The 19,184-nt window shown below is 33.9% G+C and carries 25 protein-coding genes; 13 read left to right on the plus strand and 12 right to left on the minus strand.

Going from position 1 to position 19,184, the window contains the following annotated elements:
- Positions 1 to 3: 3 nt before the first annotated feature.
- The 6 genes from spoIIIAB to ACTWP4_RS20815 form a co-directional block, all read right to left on the minus strand.
- Positions 4 to 519 (minus strand): stage III sporulation protein SpoIIIAB, encoded by a 516-nt coding sequence (gene spoIIIAB, locus ACTWP4_RS20790; protein ID WP_443130703.1) that lies wholly within the window; start codon positions 517 to 519, stop codon positions 4 to 6.
- Positions 516 to 1,433 carry a stage III sporulation protein AA gene (gene spoIIIAA, locus ACTWP4_RS20795; RefSeq protein WP_443130704.1) on the minus strand — a complete coding sequence of 306 codons (918 nt, stop codon included), beginning with the start codon at positions 1,431 to 1,433 and terminating at the stop codon, positions 516 to 518. Before spoIIIAA ends, spoIIIAB begins: the two co-directional genes overlap by 4 nt.
- 854 nt (positions 1,434 to 2,287) lie before the next feature.
- Positions 2,288 to 2,845: an elongation factor P gene (efp, locus tag ACTWP4_RS20800; RefSeq protein WP_443130705.1), complete on the minus strand. Its 558-nt coding sequence runs from the start codon at positions 2,843 to 2,845 to the stop codon at positions 2,288 to 2,290.
- A 21-nt stretch (positions 2,846 to 2,866) separates the two neighbouring features.
- Positions 2,867 to 3,937 carry a M24 family metallopeptidase gene (locus ACTWP4_RS20805; RefSeq protein ID WP_443130706.1) on the minus strand — a complete coding sequence of 357 codons (1,071 nt, stop codon included), beginning with the start codon at positions 3,935 to 3,937 and terminating at the stop codon, positions 2,867 to 2,869.
- A 15-nt stretch (positions 3,938 to 3,952) separates the two neighbouring features.
- A complete protein-coding gene (gene aroQ, locus ACTWP4_RS20810; protein ID WP_443130707.1) occupies positions 3,953 to 4,387 on the minus strand; it encodes a type II 3-dehydroquinate dehydratase in 435 nt (144 codons plus the stop codon).
- 51 nt (positions 4,388 to 4,438) lie between these two features.
- Entirely contained in the window at positions 4,439 to 4,927 is a 489-nt protein-coding gene (locus tag ACTWP4_RS20815) for a YqhR family membrane protein (protein WP_443130708.1), read from the minus strand.
- 225 nt (positions 4,928 to 5,152) lie between these two features.
- Here ACTWP4_RS20815 and ACTWP4_RS20820 point away from each other — a divergent pair, with 225 nt between their 5' ends.
- Complete coding sequence (locus tag ACTWP4_RS20820; RefSeq protein ID WP_443130709.1) at positions 5,153 to 5,542, plus strand: SA1362 family protein; 390 nt, start codon at positions 5,153 to 5,155, stop codon at positions 5,540 to 5,542.
- A gap of 38 nt (positions 5,543 to 5,580) precedes the next feature.
- On the opposite strand, the gene ACTWP4_RS20825 is transcribed toward ACTWP4_RS20820, so the two are convergent.
- Together ACTWP4_RS20825 and mntR are read right to left on the minus strand one after the other, a co-directional pair.
- Positions 5,581 to 6,471 (minus strand): patatin-like phospholipase family protein, encoded by an 891-nt coding sequence (locus ACTWP4_RS20825; RefSeq protein WP_443130710.1) that lies wholly within the window; start codon positions 6,469 to 6,471, stop codon positions 5,581 to 5,583.
- A 68-nt stretch (positions 6,472 to 6,539) separates the two neighbouring features.
- On the minus strand, positions 6,540 to 6,953 hold the full coding sequence (mntR, locus tag ACTWP4_RS20830; protein WP_443130711.1) for a transcriptional regulator MntR: 414 nt from the start codon (positions 6,951 to 6,953) through the stop codon (positions 6,540 to 6,542).
- Positions 6,954 to 7,129: 176 nt separating this feature from the next.
- Here mntR and ACTWP4_RS20835 point away from each other — a divergent pair, with 176 nt between their 5' ends.
- The 3 genes from ACTWP4_RS20835 (at position 7,130) to ACTWP4_RS20845 (ending at position 10,388) form a co-directional block, all read left to right on the plus strand.
- Positions 7,130 to 7,525, plus strand: coding sequence for a rhodanese-like domain-containing protein (locus ACTWP4_RS20835; protein ID WP_443130712.1), 396 nt, complete (start codon positions 7,130 to 7,132; stop codon positions 7,523 to 7,525).
- A 395-nt stretch (positions 7,526 to 7,920) separates the two neighbouring features.
- The gene (locus ACTWP4_RS20840) at positions 7,921 to 9,573 is read left to right on the plus strand and encodes a DEAD/DEAH box helicase (protein WP_443130713.1); all 1,653 of its coding nucleotides are present in this window, start codon (positions 7,921 to 7,923) and stop codon (positions 9,571 to 9,573) included.
- Positions 9,570 to 10,388 (plus strand): YqhG family protein, encoded by an 819-nt coding sequence (locus tag ACTWP4_RS20845; protein WP_443130714.1) that lies wholly within the window; start codon positions 9,570 to 9,572, stop codon positions 10,386 to 10,388. Before ACTWP4_RS20840 ends, ACTWP4_RS20845 begins: the two co-directional genes overlap by 4 nt.
- 4 nt (positions 10,389 to 10,392) lie before the next feature.
- Here the strand turns inward: ACTWP4_RS20845 and ACTWP4_RS20850 are convergent, their stop codons facing one another.
- Positions 10,393 to 10,575, minus strand: a complete 183-nt coding sequence (locus ACTWP4_RS20850) for a YqzE family protein (protein WP_443130715.1) — start codon at positions 10,573 to 10,575, stop codon at positions 10,393 to 10,395.
- A 51-nt stretch (positions 10,576 to 10,626) separates the two neighbouring features.
- Entirely contained in the window at positions 10,627 to 11,124 is a 498-nt protein-coding gene (locus ACTWP4_RS20855; RefSeq protein WP_443130716.1) for a shikimate kinase, read from the minus strand.
- Between the two features lie 109 nt (positions 11,125 to 11,233).
- Between ACTWP4_RS20855 and comGA the strand changes: the two genes are divergently transcribed.
- The 8 genes from comGA to ACTWP4_RS20895 all read left to right on the plus strand — a co-directional run bounded on the left by comGA (position 11,234) and on the right by ACTWP4_RS20895 (position 15,440).
- Positions 11,234 to 12,220 (plus strand): competence type IV pilus ATPase ComGA, encoded by a 987-nt coding sequence (comGA, locus tag ACTWP4_RS20860; protein WP_443130717.1) that lies wholly within the window; start codon positions 11,234 to 11,236, stop codon positions 12,218 to 12,220.
- Positions 12,192 to 13,238: a competence type IV pilus assembly protein ComGB gene (gene comGB, locus ACTWP4_RS20865; RefSeq protein WP_443130718.1), complete on the plus strand. Its 1,047-nt coding sequence runs from the start codon at positions 12,192 to 12,194 to the stop codon at positions 13,236 to 13,238. The genes comGA and comGB overlap by 29 nt, the downstream gene beginning before the upstream one ends.
- A 15-nt stretch (positions 13,239 to 13,253) precedes the next feature.
- Positions 13,254 to 13,574 (plus strand): competence type IV pilus major pilin ComGC, encoded by a 321-nt coding sequence (gene comGC, locus ACTWP4_RS20870; RefSeq protein ID WP_443130719.1) that lies wholly within the window; start codon positions 13,254 to 13,256, stop codon positions 13,572 to 13,574.
- A complete protein-coding gene (comGD, locus tag ACTWP4_RS20875; RefSeq protein WP_443130720.1) occupies positions 13,564 to 14,001 on the plus strand; it encodes a competence type IV pilus minor pilin ComGD in 438 nt (145 codons plus the stop codon). The genes comGC and comGD overlap by 11 nt, the downstream gene beginning before the upstream one ends.
- Entirely contained in the window at positions 13,991 to 14,335 is a 345-nt protein-coding gene (locus ACTWP4_RS20880) for a hypothetical protein (protein WP_443130721.1), read from the plus strand. The genes comGD and ACTWP4_RS20880 overlap by 11 nt, the downstream gene beginning before the upstream one ends.
- A 13-nt stretch (positions 14,336 to 14,348) precedes the next feature.
- Positions 14,349 to 14,738: a ComGF family competence protein gene (locus tag ACTWP4_RS20885; protein WP_443130722.1), complete on the plus strand. Its 390-nt coding sequence runs from the start codon at positions 14,349 to 14,351 to the stop codon at positions 14,736 to 14,738.
- A gap of 67 nt (positions 14,739 to 14,805) precedes the next feature.
- Complete coding sequence (locus ACTWP4_RS20890) at positions 14,806 to 15,057, plus strand: hypothetical protein (protein ID WP_443130723.1); 252 nt, start codon at positions 14,806 to 14,808, stop codon at positions 15,055 to 15,057.
- A gap of 140 nt (positions 15,058 to 15,197) precedes the next feature.
- Positions 15,198 to 15,440 (plus strand): DUF2626 domain-containing protein, encoded by a 243-nt coding sequence (locus tag ACTWP4_RS20895; RefSeq protein WP_443130724.1) that lies wholly within the window; start codon positions 15,198 to 15,200, stop codon positions 15,438 to 15,440.
- Between the two features lie 42 nt (positions 15,441 to 15,482).
- Here the strand turns inward: ACTWP4_RS20895 and ACTWP4_RS20900 are convergent, their stop codons facing one another.
- Positions 15,483 to 16,106 (minus strand): MBL fold metallo-hydrolase, encoded by a 624-nt coding sequence (locus ACTWP4_RS20900; protein WP_443130725.1) that lies wholly within the window; start codon positions 16,104 to 16,106, stop codon positions 15,483 to 15,485.
- Positions 16,107 to 16,251: 145 nt separating this feature from the next.
- On the opposite strand from ACTWP4_RS20900, the gene ACTWP4_RS20905 reads away from it, so the two are divergent.
- On the plus strand, positions 16,252 to 16,431 hold the full coding sequence (locus ACTWP4_RS20905) for a DUF2759 family protein (RefSeq protein WP_443130726.1): 180 nt from the start codon (positions 16,252 to 16,254) through the stop codon (positions 16,429 to 16,431).
- 788 nt (positions 16,432 to 17,219) lie between these two features.
- Here ACTWP4_RS20905 and ACTWP4_RS20910 read toward each other — a convergent pair.
- Positions 17,220 to 19,103 (minus strand): LTA synthase family protein, encoded by a 1,884-nt coding sequence (locus ACTWP4_RS20910; protein WP_443130727.1) that lies wholly within the window; start codon positions 19,101 to 19,103, stop codon positions 17,220 to 17,222.
- Between the last annotated feature and the right edge of the window lie 81 nt (positions 19,104 to 19,184).

Here is a 19,184-nt window from a genome sequence, read left to right on the forward strand (position 1 = left end):
TCTCTATAGCAAGAGTAAAACGATAAAAGTACCAACAAGAAATCCAACACTTCTTGACATTTTCCCATAGCGATGATTCTTTTCTTCTGCTTCTGACAGCATTCTTTCTAAGTGGTTAATCGTTAAGCGAATATATTTTTGTTGTTGGACAATATCATGCTGTCCCAACGTTCTCCCAAATTGTTGAAGAATTTCTTTGTCTTCTAATTGTAGCGGATGTTTGTGATAAAACTTTTCTACGTGTCTTTCCCAAATTGGATAAAGTTGTTCTTTGTCTTGTTGAATATCATCTGCAATATTTTGAAAGAGATTAGAAATTGGGTCTGGTATCTGTTGAGCTACAGAAGTTAACGACTCTTTAATGGTTGCCTGACTATAGACAATTTCAGCCTCGAGGATTTGCAATCCATTTTTGAACAATCTAATAAACTTGGGTCTATTAGCTAGGTTGTTGGCATACTCATGTCCAATCCAAGTTAAAGATCCTATAATGAATAAACACGCCAAAAGCTTGATCATAACATCACACTTCTTTGATAGAGAGGTTGTCCTTTACCATTTAAAATATCTGTTACTTCTCCAGCCTGATGCTGATTCGACAGGACCACAAATCTCTGAAATATGTTTTTTTGAAGTATTTTTTGAATAGCTGGTCTTTGACTTATATCAGTCAATGACCTGCCATGAACGGTACAAACTAGTTGAACTCCAGCATGGATGACTTCATCAATTGCTTCAGCATCCCGCTCACTTCCAATTTCATCTACGATAATGACATCAGGTGACATGGAACGAACAAACATCATCATTCCTTCAGCCTTTGGACAGCGATCTAATACATCAATTCGTGGTGCTAGCAAATGCTGAGGAACACCGTTAATAGAAGCACATATTTCAGATCGTTCATCGACAATCGCTGTTTTTAGTTCAAGCTTTGAACTTGGACTTGCACAATAATTAGCAAGGTCTCTTAAAAATGTCGTTTTACCTGATTGTGGTGGACCTATAATTAATGTGTTTTGAATGGTATCTGTCATTAGATAAGATAGATAAGGCTGAATAATACCGAATTGAGGTTTGGCTATTCTAATATTAAAAGAACTTACATGGTGTATCGCCTTTACTTGTTTATTTTCTAAAATGACTGAACCTGAAATACCAATTCGGTGACCACCTTGGATAGTAATAAATCCATGTCTTAACTCTTCTTCTAGTCGATATAAAGAAAAGTCACTAATTTTATTGAGAAACATTTTTGCATCTGACTGGCTGAAAAATGTCTGTTTTAACCATGTGACACTTTTACCATCGTTTAATTCAATTGGTTGATTCACTCTTAGTCTAATCTCCTGTATATCTATACCTTCCTTATCTAAGAAATAGTTAATTTTTTCAGAGATGTGGCTCGGAAGTATTTTCAAAACACTATCCATAAACATTTCCTCTTTTCCTTAAGCTATTTCTATAGACATTCTATGCGAGCCATTAATAGATATTACCAAAGATAGATAAGAGCATTAGAAAAACTTGGACTATTGCAGAGTCCTTATCTCAAAAGCCCATATACCATAATCCTTAACTCATACAATCATAGAGTGAAACTTCTATAAGTGGGGGTTTTACAGATAATTAACTTCGTGATAAAACAAAAAAACCGGACAGTAGCCTGCCCGATTCCGTACCTCTTATATTACATAGTAGATACAAACTGCGAAATAGTGAAAATCAAATTTCTCTGCTCCATTCAATCCATAGGAAGTGCTGAAATACCGCTCCGGCAGAATACTTCGCTTTCCGTGGGCACGGCTTCAGCTAACTTGGTAAAGAAAATCACTTTACCAAGTGGATCTTCAGCTCGCGCTGTTCCCACTGGAGTCTACGTATTCTGCCTGCGCTAGTAGTAATTCTTTTATTTTTGGAGGAATAGAACTAATGGAGTATATTCTATGGATTCCCTCATACTTATCCAGGAAACTACTCTAAGCTGCGGAAAAATGCGACACTCCTGTGGGAGAGGAACAGTCTGAAGACCCCGCAGTGAGCGTTCTTTGCTCGCGAGGAGACTGAAGCGTTCCCCACGGAAAGGGAGTGTTTTTCCGCAGCGTTGGACTTGCACTCATCTCCTAAACGATGGGAGGAAGGAACATAAAAGTTGCTGCGCAGTTTATGGGTTCTGTTCATGATTATGTGGCTTAGTTGATAGTCATGGTTCTATTTGAAAAGTTAGTTAATACAAAGAAAAACTACTAAGTGATGGTCACTTAGTAGTTTTGATTTTAATCGGATATTAAGCACGGGAAACGTATTTACCATCTGCTGTAGAGATTACTAATACATCACCTTCATTAACAAAGAAAGGAACTTGAACGGTTAAGCCTGTTTCTAGTGTCGCTGGCTTCGTTCCACCACTAGCCGTATCACCTTTAATTCCCGGTTCAGTGTCAGTTACAGTAAGTTCTACATTATTAGGTAATTCTACCCCGATAGTTTCGCTTTCATATGTTAAAATGTTTACTTCCATGTTTTCTTTGATAAATTGCAGTTGTCGTTCAATTTGGTCTGTTTGTAATTCTGTTTGGTCAAATGTGTTAGTATCCATAAATGTATGAGTATCACCAGATGCATATAAGTATTGCATTTTACGATTTTCTATATGTGCTCTGTTTACTTTTTCTCCACCGCGGAATGTTTTTTCCTGTATATTACCATTACGGAGATTCCGCAGCTTGGAACGAACAAATGCAGCACCTTTTCCCGGTTTTACATGTTGGAATTCCATTACTTGCCAAATCCCTCCATCTACCTCAATTGTTAAACCTGTTTTAAATTCATTTACTGAAATCATCTAATTCCTCCTCTAAAATGTTTACGATACTGGTAAGCGTATTAAGTCTTTCGGTGAATGCGTTAGTCGCTCATTGCCATCTTCTGTGATTAGAATGTCATCTTCAATGCGGCATCCCCCAACGTTTGGAACATAGATTCCTGGTTCAACAGTAACCACCATACCTGTTTCAAGCACAGCATCAGAGCGGAATGATAAGCCTGGCATTTCATGTACATCTAATCCCAGCCCATGACCTGTTGAATGTCCAAAGTATTTGCCATATCCTTTCTGATCAATATGGTCCCTTGTTAATGCATCAGCTTGCTTTGCAGTAATTCCTGCCTTAATACCATCTACACCTTTTAATTGCGCTTCAAGTACTATGTTATAGATCGTCTCTAATTCATCTGATATTTCCCCAACAGCTAACGTTCTCGTAATATCTGAAGCATATCCATTGTACAATGCCCCAAAATCCAAGGTTACCAATTCACCTGATTGAATTTCTTTGGATGACGCTACTCCATGTGGTAATGCAGAACGATAACCAGATGCTACAATAATATCAAAGCTTGACGAAACGGCACCTTGCTTTCTCATAAAAAATTCTAATTCATTAGAGATATCGATCTCTTTTACTCCTGGTTTTATGTAATCTAAAATATGATCAAACGCATCATCGGCAATCTTACAAGCATCTTTAATTATATTAATCTCATCTTGATCTTTAATCAAGCGTAATTTCTCAATTAAGCCGTCAGAAGGAATCAAGTTTGCTTTTACTGTTTTATTATATTTTTCATATAGACCGTAAGTCATGTCATTTTTTTCGAATCCAATTGATTGGATTTGCAATGACTCTACTAATTCTGCGATTGTGTCTTGAATAGGTCCTTTATGTTCTTTAATGTCAAACCCTTTTACCTGATCACTCGCTTGCTCAGTATAGCGGAAATCGGTAACAAAGATGGCGTCGTTATTAGTAACAAGTGCTACACCTGCCGTACCCGTAAAACCGGTAAGGTAGTGTCTATTAACCGAACTAGTTATTAATAATCCATCAATTTCTTCTTGATTTAATAAATTTCTTAGGTTCTCTAGACGTTTCATCCCAAACTCCCCTTTCTATTTATTACTTTCTAAAAAATACATCGCTGCTAATCGATATCCTTTCGTACCTAAGCCTACAATTTGGCCACTACATACAGGAGCTAACATGGAAGTGTGACGAAATGACTCACGCTTATGTACATTAGAAATATGAACCTCAATTACTGGAACTGTTATAGAGCTGATCGCATCTCTTAGTGCAATGCTTGTATGTGTATATGCTCCAGGATTAAATATAATTCCACGATATTTTCCTTCTGCATCATGGATCCAGTCAATTAATTCTCCTTCATGATTGGACTGCTTGGAATCTAATTGAAATTGATAAGGTTCCAACACATTTCGTACATTTTTCTCTATATCCTGTAATGTTTCACTGCCATATACATCTGGTTCTCTTTTACCTAGACGATTTAAATTCGGTCCATTTAATAAAAGTAATTTCCCCATTTCCTTCACTCCATCTCCAACAAGCTTTCTTCACCATATTAACATAATTGGTTAATCATTTTCACCTATATGCTGCTGATAAGCAAAAGAAATAGAATACCCGATGAATACACTATATAATATAAATAAACAAACAGTAGTCACTACTGTATCACTATCTAACTCAAAAAAAGGTGGTATGTTGGTAAAAATCGGATCCAATAACCAAAAAACAATAAACCATAACACAATTCCCGACAATATACCGGGTAACAATCCTGGAAACTTCTTTAATATAGCATAATACAAAAGTGCTAATCCAATGGATAATAAACTTAAAACAATAATAGAAATTACTTCCCCTAGCCATTGGTCTGACCAGGTTGTCTGCAACCACGACCGTAAAACAAAACTTTTGGGACTTACTTTCGTAAAGTTAAAATAGCCTGCAATTGCTGCCATTGTTCCCCAAATAAGACCCCCAAAAAATCCAATACTAATTGTTTTCGGGATTAAAGATGTTTCATCTTTTTGATTTTCTTTATGATTTACACGTCTCAAATTTATCACCTCAAAAATAGGCTAACCAAAATCAATTTTTTCATGCTAAATATACTATTAGATCTAGTTATTTTGCTCTCTTTTTAATACAATAAAATAAAGCGCTTTACTTTTGTATGAATGAAAGTTATTTAAAAAATTTTGTATAAAATCCATTAAATAACGGGTATAACTATAGAAAGGACTCTAATTCGTGTATACTTTTATGTAAAGGAGGAAGTTAAAATGAATCGAAACATAGGTTCCATCGTTGTTTATGCATTAATCGGTTTAGCTGTGTTCGGTTTTATCTCTTTCTTAATCACTGACACGCTCGGTTTATTACAATACCTATTTATTTCCTTGTTAATTGGTGCAGCAATTTTTGGTTTAGTCTACTTCTTCTTTTTAAGAAGAAGGACACCAAATGAACTGAGAAAATATCGTAAAGCTGTGAAACAATCAAAACAAAAATATAAATACCAACAGAAACATAATCGTATGCAGCCTAATCCTATCAAACACAATGTATCAGCTAAGAAAACAACTCGTCCCTTAAAAACTAGAAAGAATCACACGCATCTTAGAGTAATTGAAGGAAATAAACAAAAGAAAAAGAACAGAGCGTCATTATAATCACGCTCTGTTCTTTTTTATACGCTACTAAGTTTTTCTTATGACCACTTAGATAAAAATTGCTTAGTTCTTTTATATCCTAAATCGATTAATTCTTGTTTTTTTTTCGATGAAATATTAAAATCAGTCGCACTGACATCGTCAATTGGAAAAAACAAAATATCTTTCGCTACATTTTCCGCAATATATCTAGTGTCATAGGCTTTTCTCATTGTACCTATTACTGCTTTTAACAAATCGATAGCATTTTTAATTTTTAGATTATAATAATATTGTGCAGGATCTGTTAATTGCATTCCGAGTATCGGTCGTTCACGTTTTTTATTACTTCGATCAAATAACCATAATGGGAAATTACTTAAAATCATACCATCGACAATAATACTTTTTTGTCTTGTAAGGGGATTTATAATTTTAGAAGGACGAAAAAAATATGGTATGGAGATACTACTACGGACGGCTCTTGCAATGGAAAAGTATTCTGCTTCAATATGATAATTTTTCATTAGATCATCCGGAAAGACTACCACACGATTTAATGTTAAATCAGCTGCAACAATCTTTAATTTTTCTGATGGCAGATCTGAAAATGAAGCCACTCCTTTATCCAGCAGTTTTTCATTCAACCAATCTTCAAAATAATTACCTCGATATAATCCCATGGTATTATATAATGTTATCCATTTTAAAAAGGGGATCATACTACTCCACTTCGATTGATCGAGGAAGTTTTCTAGGGGTAAATCCAAAAAGATATCTTTCATTTCTTTTGCTGAATAACCAGCTGCAATAAATGTAGCAAACAGGGCTCCAGCAGAAGTACCAGCAACTCTTTCAAATTGTATATCATTTTCTTCAAACGCTTGGATTGCACCTAAAAAAGCAAAAGCTTTAACACCCCCACCTGAGAAAACCCCATCAATTTTCATGATATCACCCTATCTAACTGGTATCACAATATATATATACAGTTGAACCATTAGATAGAACTGTTAGCTTAGTCCTTTTTAGATTGAAAATTCTTTAATTCTCTGGCGCGCTCAGGATCATCTAAAAATTGAACAACATTACCTATTCGATCAATTGAATTCCAGCTAAGATGATGCTCTATTCCTTCAACATCGGTATATATATTTTCTTCGTCAACACCGATGATCCTTAAAAATTTTTCTAATAACTCATGACGATATACTAAACGTTCTCCAACTTTTTTTCCTTTTGAAGTTAAGATTAACCCTTGATACTTTTCATAATTCAAATAGTCATCTCGGTCTAATTTCTGAACCATTTTGGTAACGGATGACGGTTGTACTTGCAGGGCATCTGCTATTGCTGAAACTCGTGCGTAACCTTTTGTTTCCATTAGTATATAAATTTGCTCTATGTAATCTTCCATTGTAGGTGTAGGCATATATATCCTCCATTACTATATATATTATGTAAATAAAAGCATACAATAGAATGACAGGTGAAACAAGACATCTCCCTTTAAAATCTGGTATTGAAAAATTTTTTGCTTTATTTCACACTATTAAATGGTATAATCCTTTTTAGAGGATTTAATAGAAAAACATTGGGGGATTCAAAATGACAGAATTATACATTCTAATAGGTATATTAATTGCCTTTATTTTATTTACTGTATACCGCTATTTCAAGCAAAAAAGAATACTAAAATCATTAACGGATAAAGAGTTCCGGGAAGGTTATCGCAAAGCGCAACTCATTGATGTAAGAGAACCGAAGGAATATGATGGTGGTCATATTCTCGGTGCCAGAAATATTCCATTAACGCAACTAAAACAGCGTTTAACAGAATTGAGAAATGATAAACCTGTTTACTTATATTGCCAGAACGGTTCACGCTCCATGAGAGCAGCATTAATTCTAGACAAAAAAGGATATAAAGACCTTTACCAATTACAAGGCGGATACAAAAAATGGACAGGCAAAATAAAGAAAACTAAAAAGTTGGATTATTAATTAAAAGTCGAGTGCCTACACTCGACTTTTTTTTAAGGTAGGAGAGTATAATAACGTTGGCCACAGACCTACTTTGCATATGGCTGGGCAGGTTTTGTCCAGTTTTTCTTATTTACTTCATAACTTAAAATCAATTAGCATTCATCCGTAATAATTAATATCTTTTCTTAAACAAGGGATTTTTCCGCCACAATAAAATAGCGAAGTAATATTCCTTCCCCCTGATTAAACAAAACACTAAACCAAGCGAAGTTTTGTTATTAAAAATCGAAAACAACCATTCTTAATTTACAATCAGCAATGATAAAAGTAAATTTTCGCTATCAAAATGTATAACTCTGGCTAATCTGACCACAATAACAGTACAAAATGTATCAATGATAGGATGGCGTGTCATGAGTATACCAATTTCAAGAGATGAAACATTTATACATGAGTATGAAGAAGCAATTAAAAACCCTACTCAATTAGCAGATTGGCAATTATTTAAGCAATCTTATCAAATCGCAGAAACCATGAAAGTACCTAGTTTCAAAGATCTTGTAGCACCGAAATTTTTACCACACTTAGATTTTTTACCTCATCAGATGAAATGCGCAGAAAAAGTAATACAAGATATGAATGGTAGAGCATTATTAGCTGATGAGGTAGGCTTAGGGAAAACTATTGAAGCTGGGTTGATTTTAAAAGAGTATATGCTTAGAGGTTTAGTTCAAAAAGTGTTAATTTTAGTTCCTGCTTCACTGGTTAATCAATGGGCATTGGAATTAAATCAGAAATTTCTAATCCCTGCAGTGACGTCAGGAAAACGAGTAGACTGGCAAAATACAAATATTCTTATTAGTACATTAGATACAGCAAAATCAGTTAGGCACCGCCAAACCATTCTCGAACAGGACTATGACTTCGTAATTGTTGACGAAGCACATAAATTAAAAAACCATAAAACAAAAAACTTTCAGTTTGTTCAGCAACTATCCAAAAAATACTGTCTACTATTAACCGCAACACCTGTTCAAAATAAATTGACTGATATCTTTAATTTAATCAGTCTATTAAAACCTGGTTATCTGGGAACATATGAAGATTTTATGAAACAATACCGGGAACAAAAAAGAAATGTGGATGAAGATCCTTATTTAAAACAATTAATTAGTAAAGTGATGGTTCGTAACCGCAGATCTGATACTGGAGTACACTGGACAAAACGTGAAATTGAAACTATTTGGGTTTCTTTAACTGATCAAGAGTTGGATGCTTATCGTCAAGTCGAAAGATTTTTCAAACATAATGCGGCTATCTCTTCTATCACATATATAAGGGAATTATGCAGTTCTCGAGAAGCCTGTTACCTTTCCATAAAGAAATGGATACAGCAACAGGAAAACGTTGATCTTCCTGAATTGAAGCAATTGTTATCAACAATTGAGCAAATGCCTCATCATTCTAAAGCATTAAAACTAGTAGAGTTAATCAAAGCATCCGATGAAAAATTTATCGTATTTACCGAATACCGGGCTACCCAAATTTACTTACAATGGCTCTTACAACAAGAAAAAATACCATCTGTTATCTATCGGGGTGGATTTAAAAAAGGAAAAAAAGATTGGATGCGACAATTATTTCAACATCAGGCACAAGTTATGATCGCAACCGAAGCTGCCGGAGAAGGTATCAACCTTCAATTTTGTCATCATTTGATTAACTATGACTTACCTTGGAATCCAATGCGTCTTGAACAAAGAATTGGGCGAATTCATCGCTTTGGTCAAGAAAATGATGTGAAAATTTATAATTTTGCTTTAAAAAATACCGTGGAAGAACATGTAATGAATTTATTATACAATAAGATTAAATTGTTCGAGAATGTGATCGGTCATCTTGAACAAATTTTGAGTGACTTGAATCTTCCTAATATAGAAAGAGAAGTCGAACAAATTTTCGAAGAATCAAAATCTGTTGGTGAATCAAAAATAAAGTTAAATAACTTAACATCGGTAATTCAATCCTATCAACAAAACAATGAGGCTAAGGAGCATTCACTATGATTACCAATTTACACAACTTCTTACATCAATACTTTACTCTTCATGATTGTGACGTTATTACAGAAAACAAAACGGAAATGACGATAAGGCTTACCCGTGAATTAGACCAGGTATTAATGAATCGCCCCTTTTATTGGCATTATATGGACAAAATTGGTCGTGAAGGAGAACCGATGAGTTTATATTTAGATACGAGCACGGAAAAAAAAGATAATAATAAAGAATGGATCCACTTTGGCAGTCCACGTTTGCAACAAATTTTTCATCATATTAGAAGTAATGCGCGCTTTACCATTTTATATGAAGAAACCAGTGGGGATATAAAAACTGCACTTCATCCCTGGTTAGTCACTAATATTATGGTCCATTATCGTGGCAAACAAAAGAAGGAATCGATCCATTCAATTGGACTTCAATTAATTAATGGTGTGATGAAATCTGATATGATGAACCACATAGAAGAATTATCTATGGACCTGAGAATGAGTGATTACAGTTTTACTATTTCACCAATCATAAAACCTGTAAGTGGCTTTAGAAGAATTTTTCACTATTTGGAAAATCATTTACTTGAAAAAGATATGCATTGGGTGAAAGAGTCCACAGATGCTTTAAACGAAGAAATACAATTACTGGACTATTTCTTCCATCAACAAGAAGAAAATAAAGAAATTCTTGAAAAAGAAAAAGAAAGACTAACGGAAAGGTTACAACCTCGAATTGAAATAGAAATGATTAATGCAGGACTATTTTACTTAACTGAGAAATCCAGTCAACTTTTGAAAAATAAAAACATCAGTAGCGCTGACTACTGATGTTTTAATCTTTTCTTTTTTGAATGAAAAGCCGAAACGCAAATGGCAATACACCGAACCATTTGTTTGAGTATGCTATCTCTTGTTTTTTTCTTTCTTCTCTCAGTTTTTTCCGTTCATCTTTCGGTGTATCCATATATTTCACAATTCTTTGCGTCATGTATTTCACATAATCATTGCTGGCCAATAGAATCACACCTTTATCATTTTACTTTTATTTTTACCAACAATGATATTTTTATGCATTTATTTTTGAAATAATTTCAGAGGTAATTTCCTCTACATTTTTACCATCCGTATATATTATGTAATCTGCCACTTCAAGATATTTTGGTAACCGTTCTTCTAGTAACCTTTGTTTATCTCGTGATTGATTGTTCCAAATCGGACGTGAACTGTCATCCTTTAATCGTCGTTCAATTTCTTTCCAAGACGTTTGTAGAAAAATAACAGTACCATTCACTCGTAACCATTTTCGATTCACTTCTTTTTCTATTATTCCTCCACCCGTAGCAACAATTGTATTTTCTTTCTTTGTTTGATGCAAAATATTCGATTCGTATTCTCGAAATATTTCTTCCCCTTTTTCTTTAAAAATGGATGGTATGTTCATTTGATAATAATCCTCGATCATTTGATCAGTATCTTGAACAGTCCAATTTAACACTGATTGAAGATGTGTTGCAACACTTGTTTTACCACTACCCATAAACCCTACTAAATAAATGCTTTTCATAATACCGTCCTCCAAAATTTTTATAAAAAATTTTTTTGTTGCAGGAATTAATCAATTGATGTCGAATATTAGTATTGTATCATGATAAAAATAGGAGGTGAATTATTATTTGAACAAAGCTTCAACTATTTCCAATAGTATTCTTCAAGCTGCAATCGAGTCCCAAGCCTCAGATATCCACTTTATCCCCCAAACTAGTGATATCCAGGTCTATTTTCGCTGTAATGGTAAAAGAACTTATCATACCTCTTTGTCAAAGAAACAATATATGATGATAATTTCTTATTACAAGTTCACAGGAAAAATGGATATAGGTGAAAACAGGACTCCTCAACAAGGAGCCATTCATTATCCATATCGTGATCAAACATATTCCTTACGCCTTTCCACATTACCTGCTAACAACTTAGAAAGCCTAGCTATCCGCATCTTACCTCAACATAACATTCATGCCTTGCATCAATTATTTTTATTTCCATATCAGCTACAACATATTAAAAATTGGCTGCATTTTCGCTCGGGTCTTATTTTGCTCACAGGAGCTACAGGTTCAGGTAAGACGACTACTTTATATGCAATCATCAAAGCATTGATGGAAGATAACCACTATCAAACGATTACTTTGGAGGATCCAATCGAAAAACCAATAGACAATGTATTGCAGGTTCAAATTAATGAAAAAGCTGGTATGACATATGATGTGGGTTTAAAGGCAGCATTAAGACATGATCCTGATATTATTATGGTTGGGGAAATCAGAGACCTGACAACTGCGAAATTTGCTTTCCGTGCCTCGAATACAGGCCATTTAGTTTTATCAACATTACACGCAAATAGTGCACAAGGCACTATTCACCGACTGCTAGAAATGGGGATTAAACCGATTGATATGGAACACAATTTAGTTGCAGTAGCTTCTATTCAATTATTAACTCTAAACCTAAGTAAACGAGCTAATCAACGAGCGGCGATCTTAGAAATTTTGGAAGAAAAACATATTCACCATATTCTGCACAAAGAAAAGTTTATTGAACCATTCCGTTTTGATCATTTAAGGAGAAAAGCTTATGCATATGGTTTTATCAAGAGTCCTTAAGTGGAAAAATAGTCCATCCACACAAGAGCAGTACCAGATACTATATCGTTTTGAACAACTTTTTCAACATGGTTATAGCCTTAATGATGCTTTGGACGTTTTAACGTGGGAAAAGCAATACACAGCTGTTGTGACTACGATTAAACAAGCTTTACAACGTGGAGAAACATTTGTCGAGTCGTTAGAACAAGTGAATTTTAATCCGAACGTGGTCAGTTTCTTAAAGATTGCGATCCAACATGGCAACCTTTCAAAAGGGTTACATCATTGTTGTCAAATGCTGAAGCAACGAAAAGAATTTTTAACAAAGCTAAACAAACTTTCACGATACCCACTGTTTCTTTTCCTATTCTTTTTATTAATACTGTACTTCATGAAAACTTCGATCTTTCCATCATTTTCACAATTAATTGGCTCCAGTAACACCATTAGTGCCTTTCAAAATGCTGAGATTGCCATAAATATGATCTATTATGGAACAATCTCAACTTTATTATTAGTCATTTTCCTATTCTTAATCAGCATCACTATGAAACAACAGATATCCATTGAATTAAAAATCCAGCTTATCAAACGGATACCTATATATAGTAAGTACAAACAAATGCAGACCACCTATCTCTTTGTAACTCATCTTTCCAGCTTGTTAACGAGTGGACTGACGATAAAAGATAGCTTAGAAGTAATTAGGTCGGAACAAAAAGCAGACTTGATGAATTACTACTCCACGATGATTAGTGACCATTTAGCACAAGGATATGACTATTCCACGATTTTGCCTCAATGCCATTTATTACAAGAACAATTAACCCAAATCATGTCGAAGGATCGAAACCAAAACCAACTCCAAAAAGAACTAAACATCTATGCAGAGCATCTGATTTTATCAATTGAAAGTTATCTGAAGAAATGGATCAATTTTTTACAGCCTTTTTTGTTAAGTATTTTAGCGTTATTTATTGTATTTGTTTATTTAGCTTTAATGCTGCCTATGTTTGACTATATGAATTATATGTGAAAAGGAGAATGAATAATGAAAAACAATAAAGGTTTTACCTTGATAGAAATGTTAATTGTCTTGGCAGTGATAAGTATTCTGTTAATTTTATTTATTCCTAACTTAGCAACTAAAAGTGAGAATATAAATGATCAAGGTTGTGATGCATTATTACAATTGGCTGAAAATCAATTACTTGCATATGAACTTGATAATGGAAGTAAACCTAGTGATCTTAACCAATTAGAAGGAGAATATGTAGAAACTTTAGAATGTAATAATGGTAACACCATTATTGATTATAATGATGCAAAGGATGGTTTAGTGAAACGGGAGATTAATCCAGATGCTTCATAATCAAAGAGCTTTTTCTTTGATAGAACTTTTAATTGCTTTGTCTATAAGTTCCATTATTCTCGCTGTAAGTGGAAGTTATGCAATGAAAACATATGACACGCTACAGTACAAGCAATTTATAAAACAATTTCACCAAGACCTACTATATTTACAACAACTCGCTCTATCTCAGGAAGGCAATTTCTATCTTCACTTTGAGCGGCAACACAACCGTTATCAAATTCGCAAGGGTGGATTCGGTACTAAATTATTCGTTCGTACTTATCCGGACCATTGGATAGTGGAACCTAATACTCTAAAACTTCCTATCGAGTTTTCGCATAAAGGTAATATAAAAAGACCAGGCACCATGCAAATTAAAACAAGATTCCACACATTTTATATAATATGCCCATTTGGCAAAGGAAGATGTTACGATGCGAGCTAACAATAATCAAGCGGGTTTCTACATGTTGGAAACCTTGCTTTCCATTATGATTTTTTTTACCGCGTGTCTAACCTTATTTCCGATTCAACATCAGCTGATGATCGAGAAAAAACTTATCAGAGAAGAAGAAAAGGCTACTTATTTTCTGTCTGTCAAAATGCATGAAGCTTTGTTAGGAAAATCAAGCTTGGGTTCAGAAATATACGAAGATATAATTAGTTCTCCTCTGACTTTGACCATCACTAGGTCAAACTCGTTGATAGAAGGATGTGTCAGCTGGAATAATGTTAAACAATCAGAAACAACGACATGTCAATATGCTATACAGCAATGAAAGAGGTTATATATTGTTGGAATCATTATTGACACTACTTTTCTTATTTTTATTAATATCATGGTTCACACAAATTTTACTTATGTGGACGCAAGATGAAAGGCAACAGATGCCAATGGTTTATCATTTTCATCATGTAATCGAAGTGGAAGCTCAAACAGCTATTTCGATTGAAGTTAAAAATAATCAGCTATATTTTATCCAAACCAATGGTGATATAGTCACTATCTCTTTTCACAATAATAAAATACGCAGGCAGGTTAACGGCAGTGGAAATGAAGAAATCTTGAGAAACATACAAGATTTTAACTTGACGGAGGGTGAAAATAATATTGCTGTACAACTTACAACGGATAGTGGTGAACAAATTGAAAAATGGTTATTTAAAAAAGTTCAGAAATGAGAAAGGTTATATATTCCCACTAACCAGCTTTGTAATTATACTATTATTGCTACTTACGTTTCATCAGATGAATCAGATTCAAAATTTGAAGAGAACGCACCATTTAAATGAAGAACAATACAAATTAGAATGGCTTTATCAAAAAGCATATGCAAAAATTCTTGAAGAAAAGGAAGCACCTCCCCTCTCCTTTACATTTCCGGACGGAACAATCAATATAACAGTACCATACATCAAACCGGACCGTACTATCTATCAAATAAAAATGACGACAGATACCGGTGGCTACCGAGAAGTACATGTTGAACTTCCTGATTAGATGTATAAATTGTTCTAATTTCAAACATATTATGAATAATAACGAATTATTTTATTTCAACGACTAAGAATAATTTACATTTTAGCAATACTCGTTTATAATATGTTTGATACATAGTGATATAAAAAGGAGGGGGAACAATGGATCGAGTTTTCCGTATGCTTGCTTTTTGGACAGGTATATTTACAGTAATGTTTTATGTTGGTGATATGGAAACAATGGCATACCTATTCCTTGCACAAACGATCTTTTTCCTTGGTGTCGGGTATTTAAAATTGTCTGAAAGAATGTATATGTACTTATTTGCTGCTTATTGTACAGTCTTCTTTATAGGCTTTACTTTCTATACCAACTTCATTCTTGTTCCTGGATTTGGACATTAAATTGGCAAACGCTCTGATCTATTATGATTCAGAGCGTTTTATCTAGGCTTGCACAAATGGGTTAGATTCCTTTTCTTGTTTGATAGTTGTTTCAGGACCATGACCAGGATAGACAATATACTCATCTGGCAAAGTATAAAATTCTTCTCTAATACTCGCTTCCAACTGCTCAAAATTTCCTCCTGGTAAATCTGTTCTACCGATTGCGCCAGCAAATAAACTGTCCCCTCCAATAACAAATTGATTATCGTGAAAGACAAAAGCTACCCCTCCTGGTGAATGTCCAGGTGTATGGCGAACTTCTATGGTTATATTGCCTAAAAGAAGCTCGTTAGTATTTAGAAAATGGTCAGCTTTTTTTGCTTTTACTTGATCAAGCCCAAATAATTGTGACCCATTCAAGTTTGGATCTTCTAACCACTCGCTTTCCTGTTCATGCATATATACAGGGATTTGGTAATACTCTCTAACCTTCTCTAACGCTCCAATATGATCGAAATGTGCATGTGTCAATAACACTGCAATAGGCTTTACATTCATTTCGGCAATTTTACTAGTAATTCTATCTTCTTCACCAGCAGGATCAATGATTATAGCCTTCTCATCATATCCCACTATATAACAATTGGTCGATATTGGACCTAAAGGCATCTGTTCTACTCTCATCTTAAGTACGACTCCTTTTCTTTATGTTTTAATAGACAAATCATTTTTTTTGTTTTAAAATAAATATGGAATAGCTTTGTATACATATTATAAACGTTAATAGTTGATAATGAAAATGGATTGACCTTAAGTAAGGAGGATGAAAATGGAATTAGCATTTATTATTCTTGTGATAACGATTTTATGTGTCATTGCAGTCGTTCGTGAATTGAAAGCACAAAATATGTTTGGAGTTGCTTTTGCGGCGATTTCTGCACTAGTATTCGGATTCTTCTCCATTGCAACTTTGTATTGGGAACTAATTCGACCATTATTTGAAAGCTAAAAACGCCTTTTAAAAGGCGTTTTTTTTATAAGATAGGAAAGTATATAACCGTTGGTATCACAGTATTTTGTATATTATTCACGTTTAAAAAGTGTAATAAATAAAGATTTAGTTGACTAGTCATGTTGTTTATGATAAAAGTTAAAGAGTGCAAGCCACCCGCTGCGGTTGACCGTTTCGCTTTCCAAGGGGCATGCTCTTCCATTAGGAGTCGAAACGTCTGCCTCCACTATACCTTTTTCTACAATGAATATCAGAAAAAGCATATTGGTTTTATAACCATATGAGTGATGCAAATGCCATATTTTTGCACTTTCACAGGAATAATAATCCAAGTTGATAAGTCTGACTAATGTTTTAGCGCATGCATTAAACGAAGGCGCCCACTTCAACTTGTGGGACTCGTTTGCCATGAAGATCCACTTTTTTGAGCGGTTTTTGCTCGAAAAAGTTAGCTGAAGGGCAAACCCCACGGAAAGGGGAGTGGCAGCCGAAGTGGTGGTCAAACGGTCGATATATTTCTTAATGACTACTAATAGCAATATCCACAGACCTACTTTGCATATTGTTATAAGACTGGGCGGGTTTTGCCCAGTTTTTCTTATGCAGAAATTATAAACAGAAATGAAAAGATCGTTATATCTTAATTGAATTAGTAAACAAAAGGGATGAACTGTAAAAGTTCATCCCTTTTTATAAGCTAAGAAAAGCATATCGATTAAAACAGGCGCATTGCCTAAGTTCATCTAACCACCCTTGCGTCACGGGCAATTTGACCTTTTCTTACATTACTCATCTCCAAAATCATAAAAACGGAACAGATCTCCGAAAATAATATTATCTGAGTAACTTAATTCTTTGTTCACTTGTTCCATATATGGTTTACAAGCAGAAGCCTCTGCTTCTTCATCTGATTGATCAGAACTGTCAATTAATTCACCAGTTTTACGGTCATAACAATGATCTTTCGTATAAACATAATCTTCCGTAATAAAACTACCATCACGAAGAGCGATAAAATCTTTACGTTCATCGTCGAATAAATCTGTACCAAATGATAAATCTTTTGTTTCATCAATACCTAATAGATTTAAAATAGTAGGTTTCACATCGATTTGACCTGCAACTTTAGAGATTACTTTCCCTTCTTGACCAGGAATATGAACAAAGAATGGGACACGTTGTAATTGAACGTGCAGATAATCTGTATATTCTTTATCTAAATATTGACTCATTGCTTTTTTATGAAAATCACTAATACCATAATGATCTCCCATTAATATAATAATAGAGTCTTCATATAATCCAGCTTCTTTTAAATAATTAAAATAATCTTTTACAGCTTCATCCATATATCTAACAGTCTGGAAGTAATGATTTAACGTATTAGAATTTGAATCATATGGTTCGATTGTTGCATCTTCTTCATCTAACTCAAACGGATAGTGGTTCGTTAACGTAATAAACTTTGAATAAAATGGTTGTTCCATCTGCTGCAAATACTTGATTGATTGCTTAAAGAATGGTTTATCTTTCAAGCCCCATCCAACAGAGTTTTCTTCTGTTACTTCATATGCCGTTTCATCATAAAAATGATCATAACCAATATTTTCATACATCACATCACGATTCCAGAAGCTTTTATTATTTGCATGGAATACGGATGAGCTATATCCATTCTTACCAATTATTTCTGGCAACGAATGATAGTCATTCTGTGCATGTGTAAAATACACTGCACCTCTTGGAGAAGGATATAATGAGTTTTCCACGATAAATTCGGAATCCGATGTTTTGCCTTGTTCGGTTTGATGGTAGAAATTTTCAAAATAATAACTATTATCCATCAAACTGTTCAAAAATGGCGTTACTTCTTCACCGTGAAGGGTATTATTAATTACAAAGCTTTGTAAAGATTCCAATGAAATAAAAATTACATTTTTATCTTTTGCAATACCCTGTAATTCTTGGTTACCTTCTGTTGTTGCTTCTTCCTTAATATATTTGGAAATCTCGGTTAATTCATTACCATCAGCAAATACACGTTGTGCTTTTGATTTTGAATGTAATACCGCATCATATACGTGGTAATAAAATACACCGATATTTTTCACTAAATATTCACGGTCAAAAGTTCTTTGTAATAACTGTGGACGTTCAGCCTCAGCTAGCGCATAGTTACCAATTAAGAATAAAATTGATAAAGCAAATGCCATTTTTTTATATCTTTTGGTAAATGAAGCTGTTAATTTTGACCCATGTTTCTTTGCTAACATCCAAACAATAACAACATCAAGGAATAAAGTTACATCCCAAAATCTTATTAAACCTAGTACACTATTACCAAGGTCAGCTGCATTGCTTCCCTGGAATAATAAAGGTATTGTTATAAAATCTGAAAAATTACGATAAAAAACGATATTAAAATACAGTATCAATGATCCTAGTAGTATACCATATTTAATATATTTCAATTGTCTTCTTTGATTAAAGAAAATGCTTAATACAAAAATAAAAAAAGCAGTTACAAATGGATTGATTAATAAAATAAACTCTTGCATTACATTTTCTAATGATATATCAAAAACAAATCGATACACGATATATGTTTTCAATCCAAATAATAATGCTGCGATTAAATATAAAGGCATGTGCAGCTTTTTATTTAACATATGATTATCCTCCTCAAAATGATTCAACCCTAATTCTATTTTTCTCTCTCTCTATTTATTATAGACGATAAACATCACATA

This window comes from Gracilibacillus sp. D59, from assembly GCF_052246695.1.
Lineage (GTDB): Bacteria > Bacillota > Bacilli > Bacillales > Amphibacillaceae > Gracilibacillus.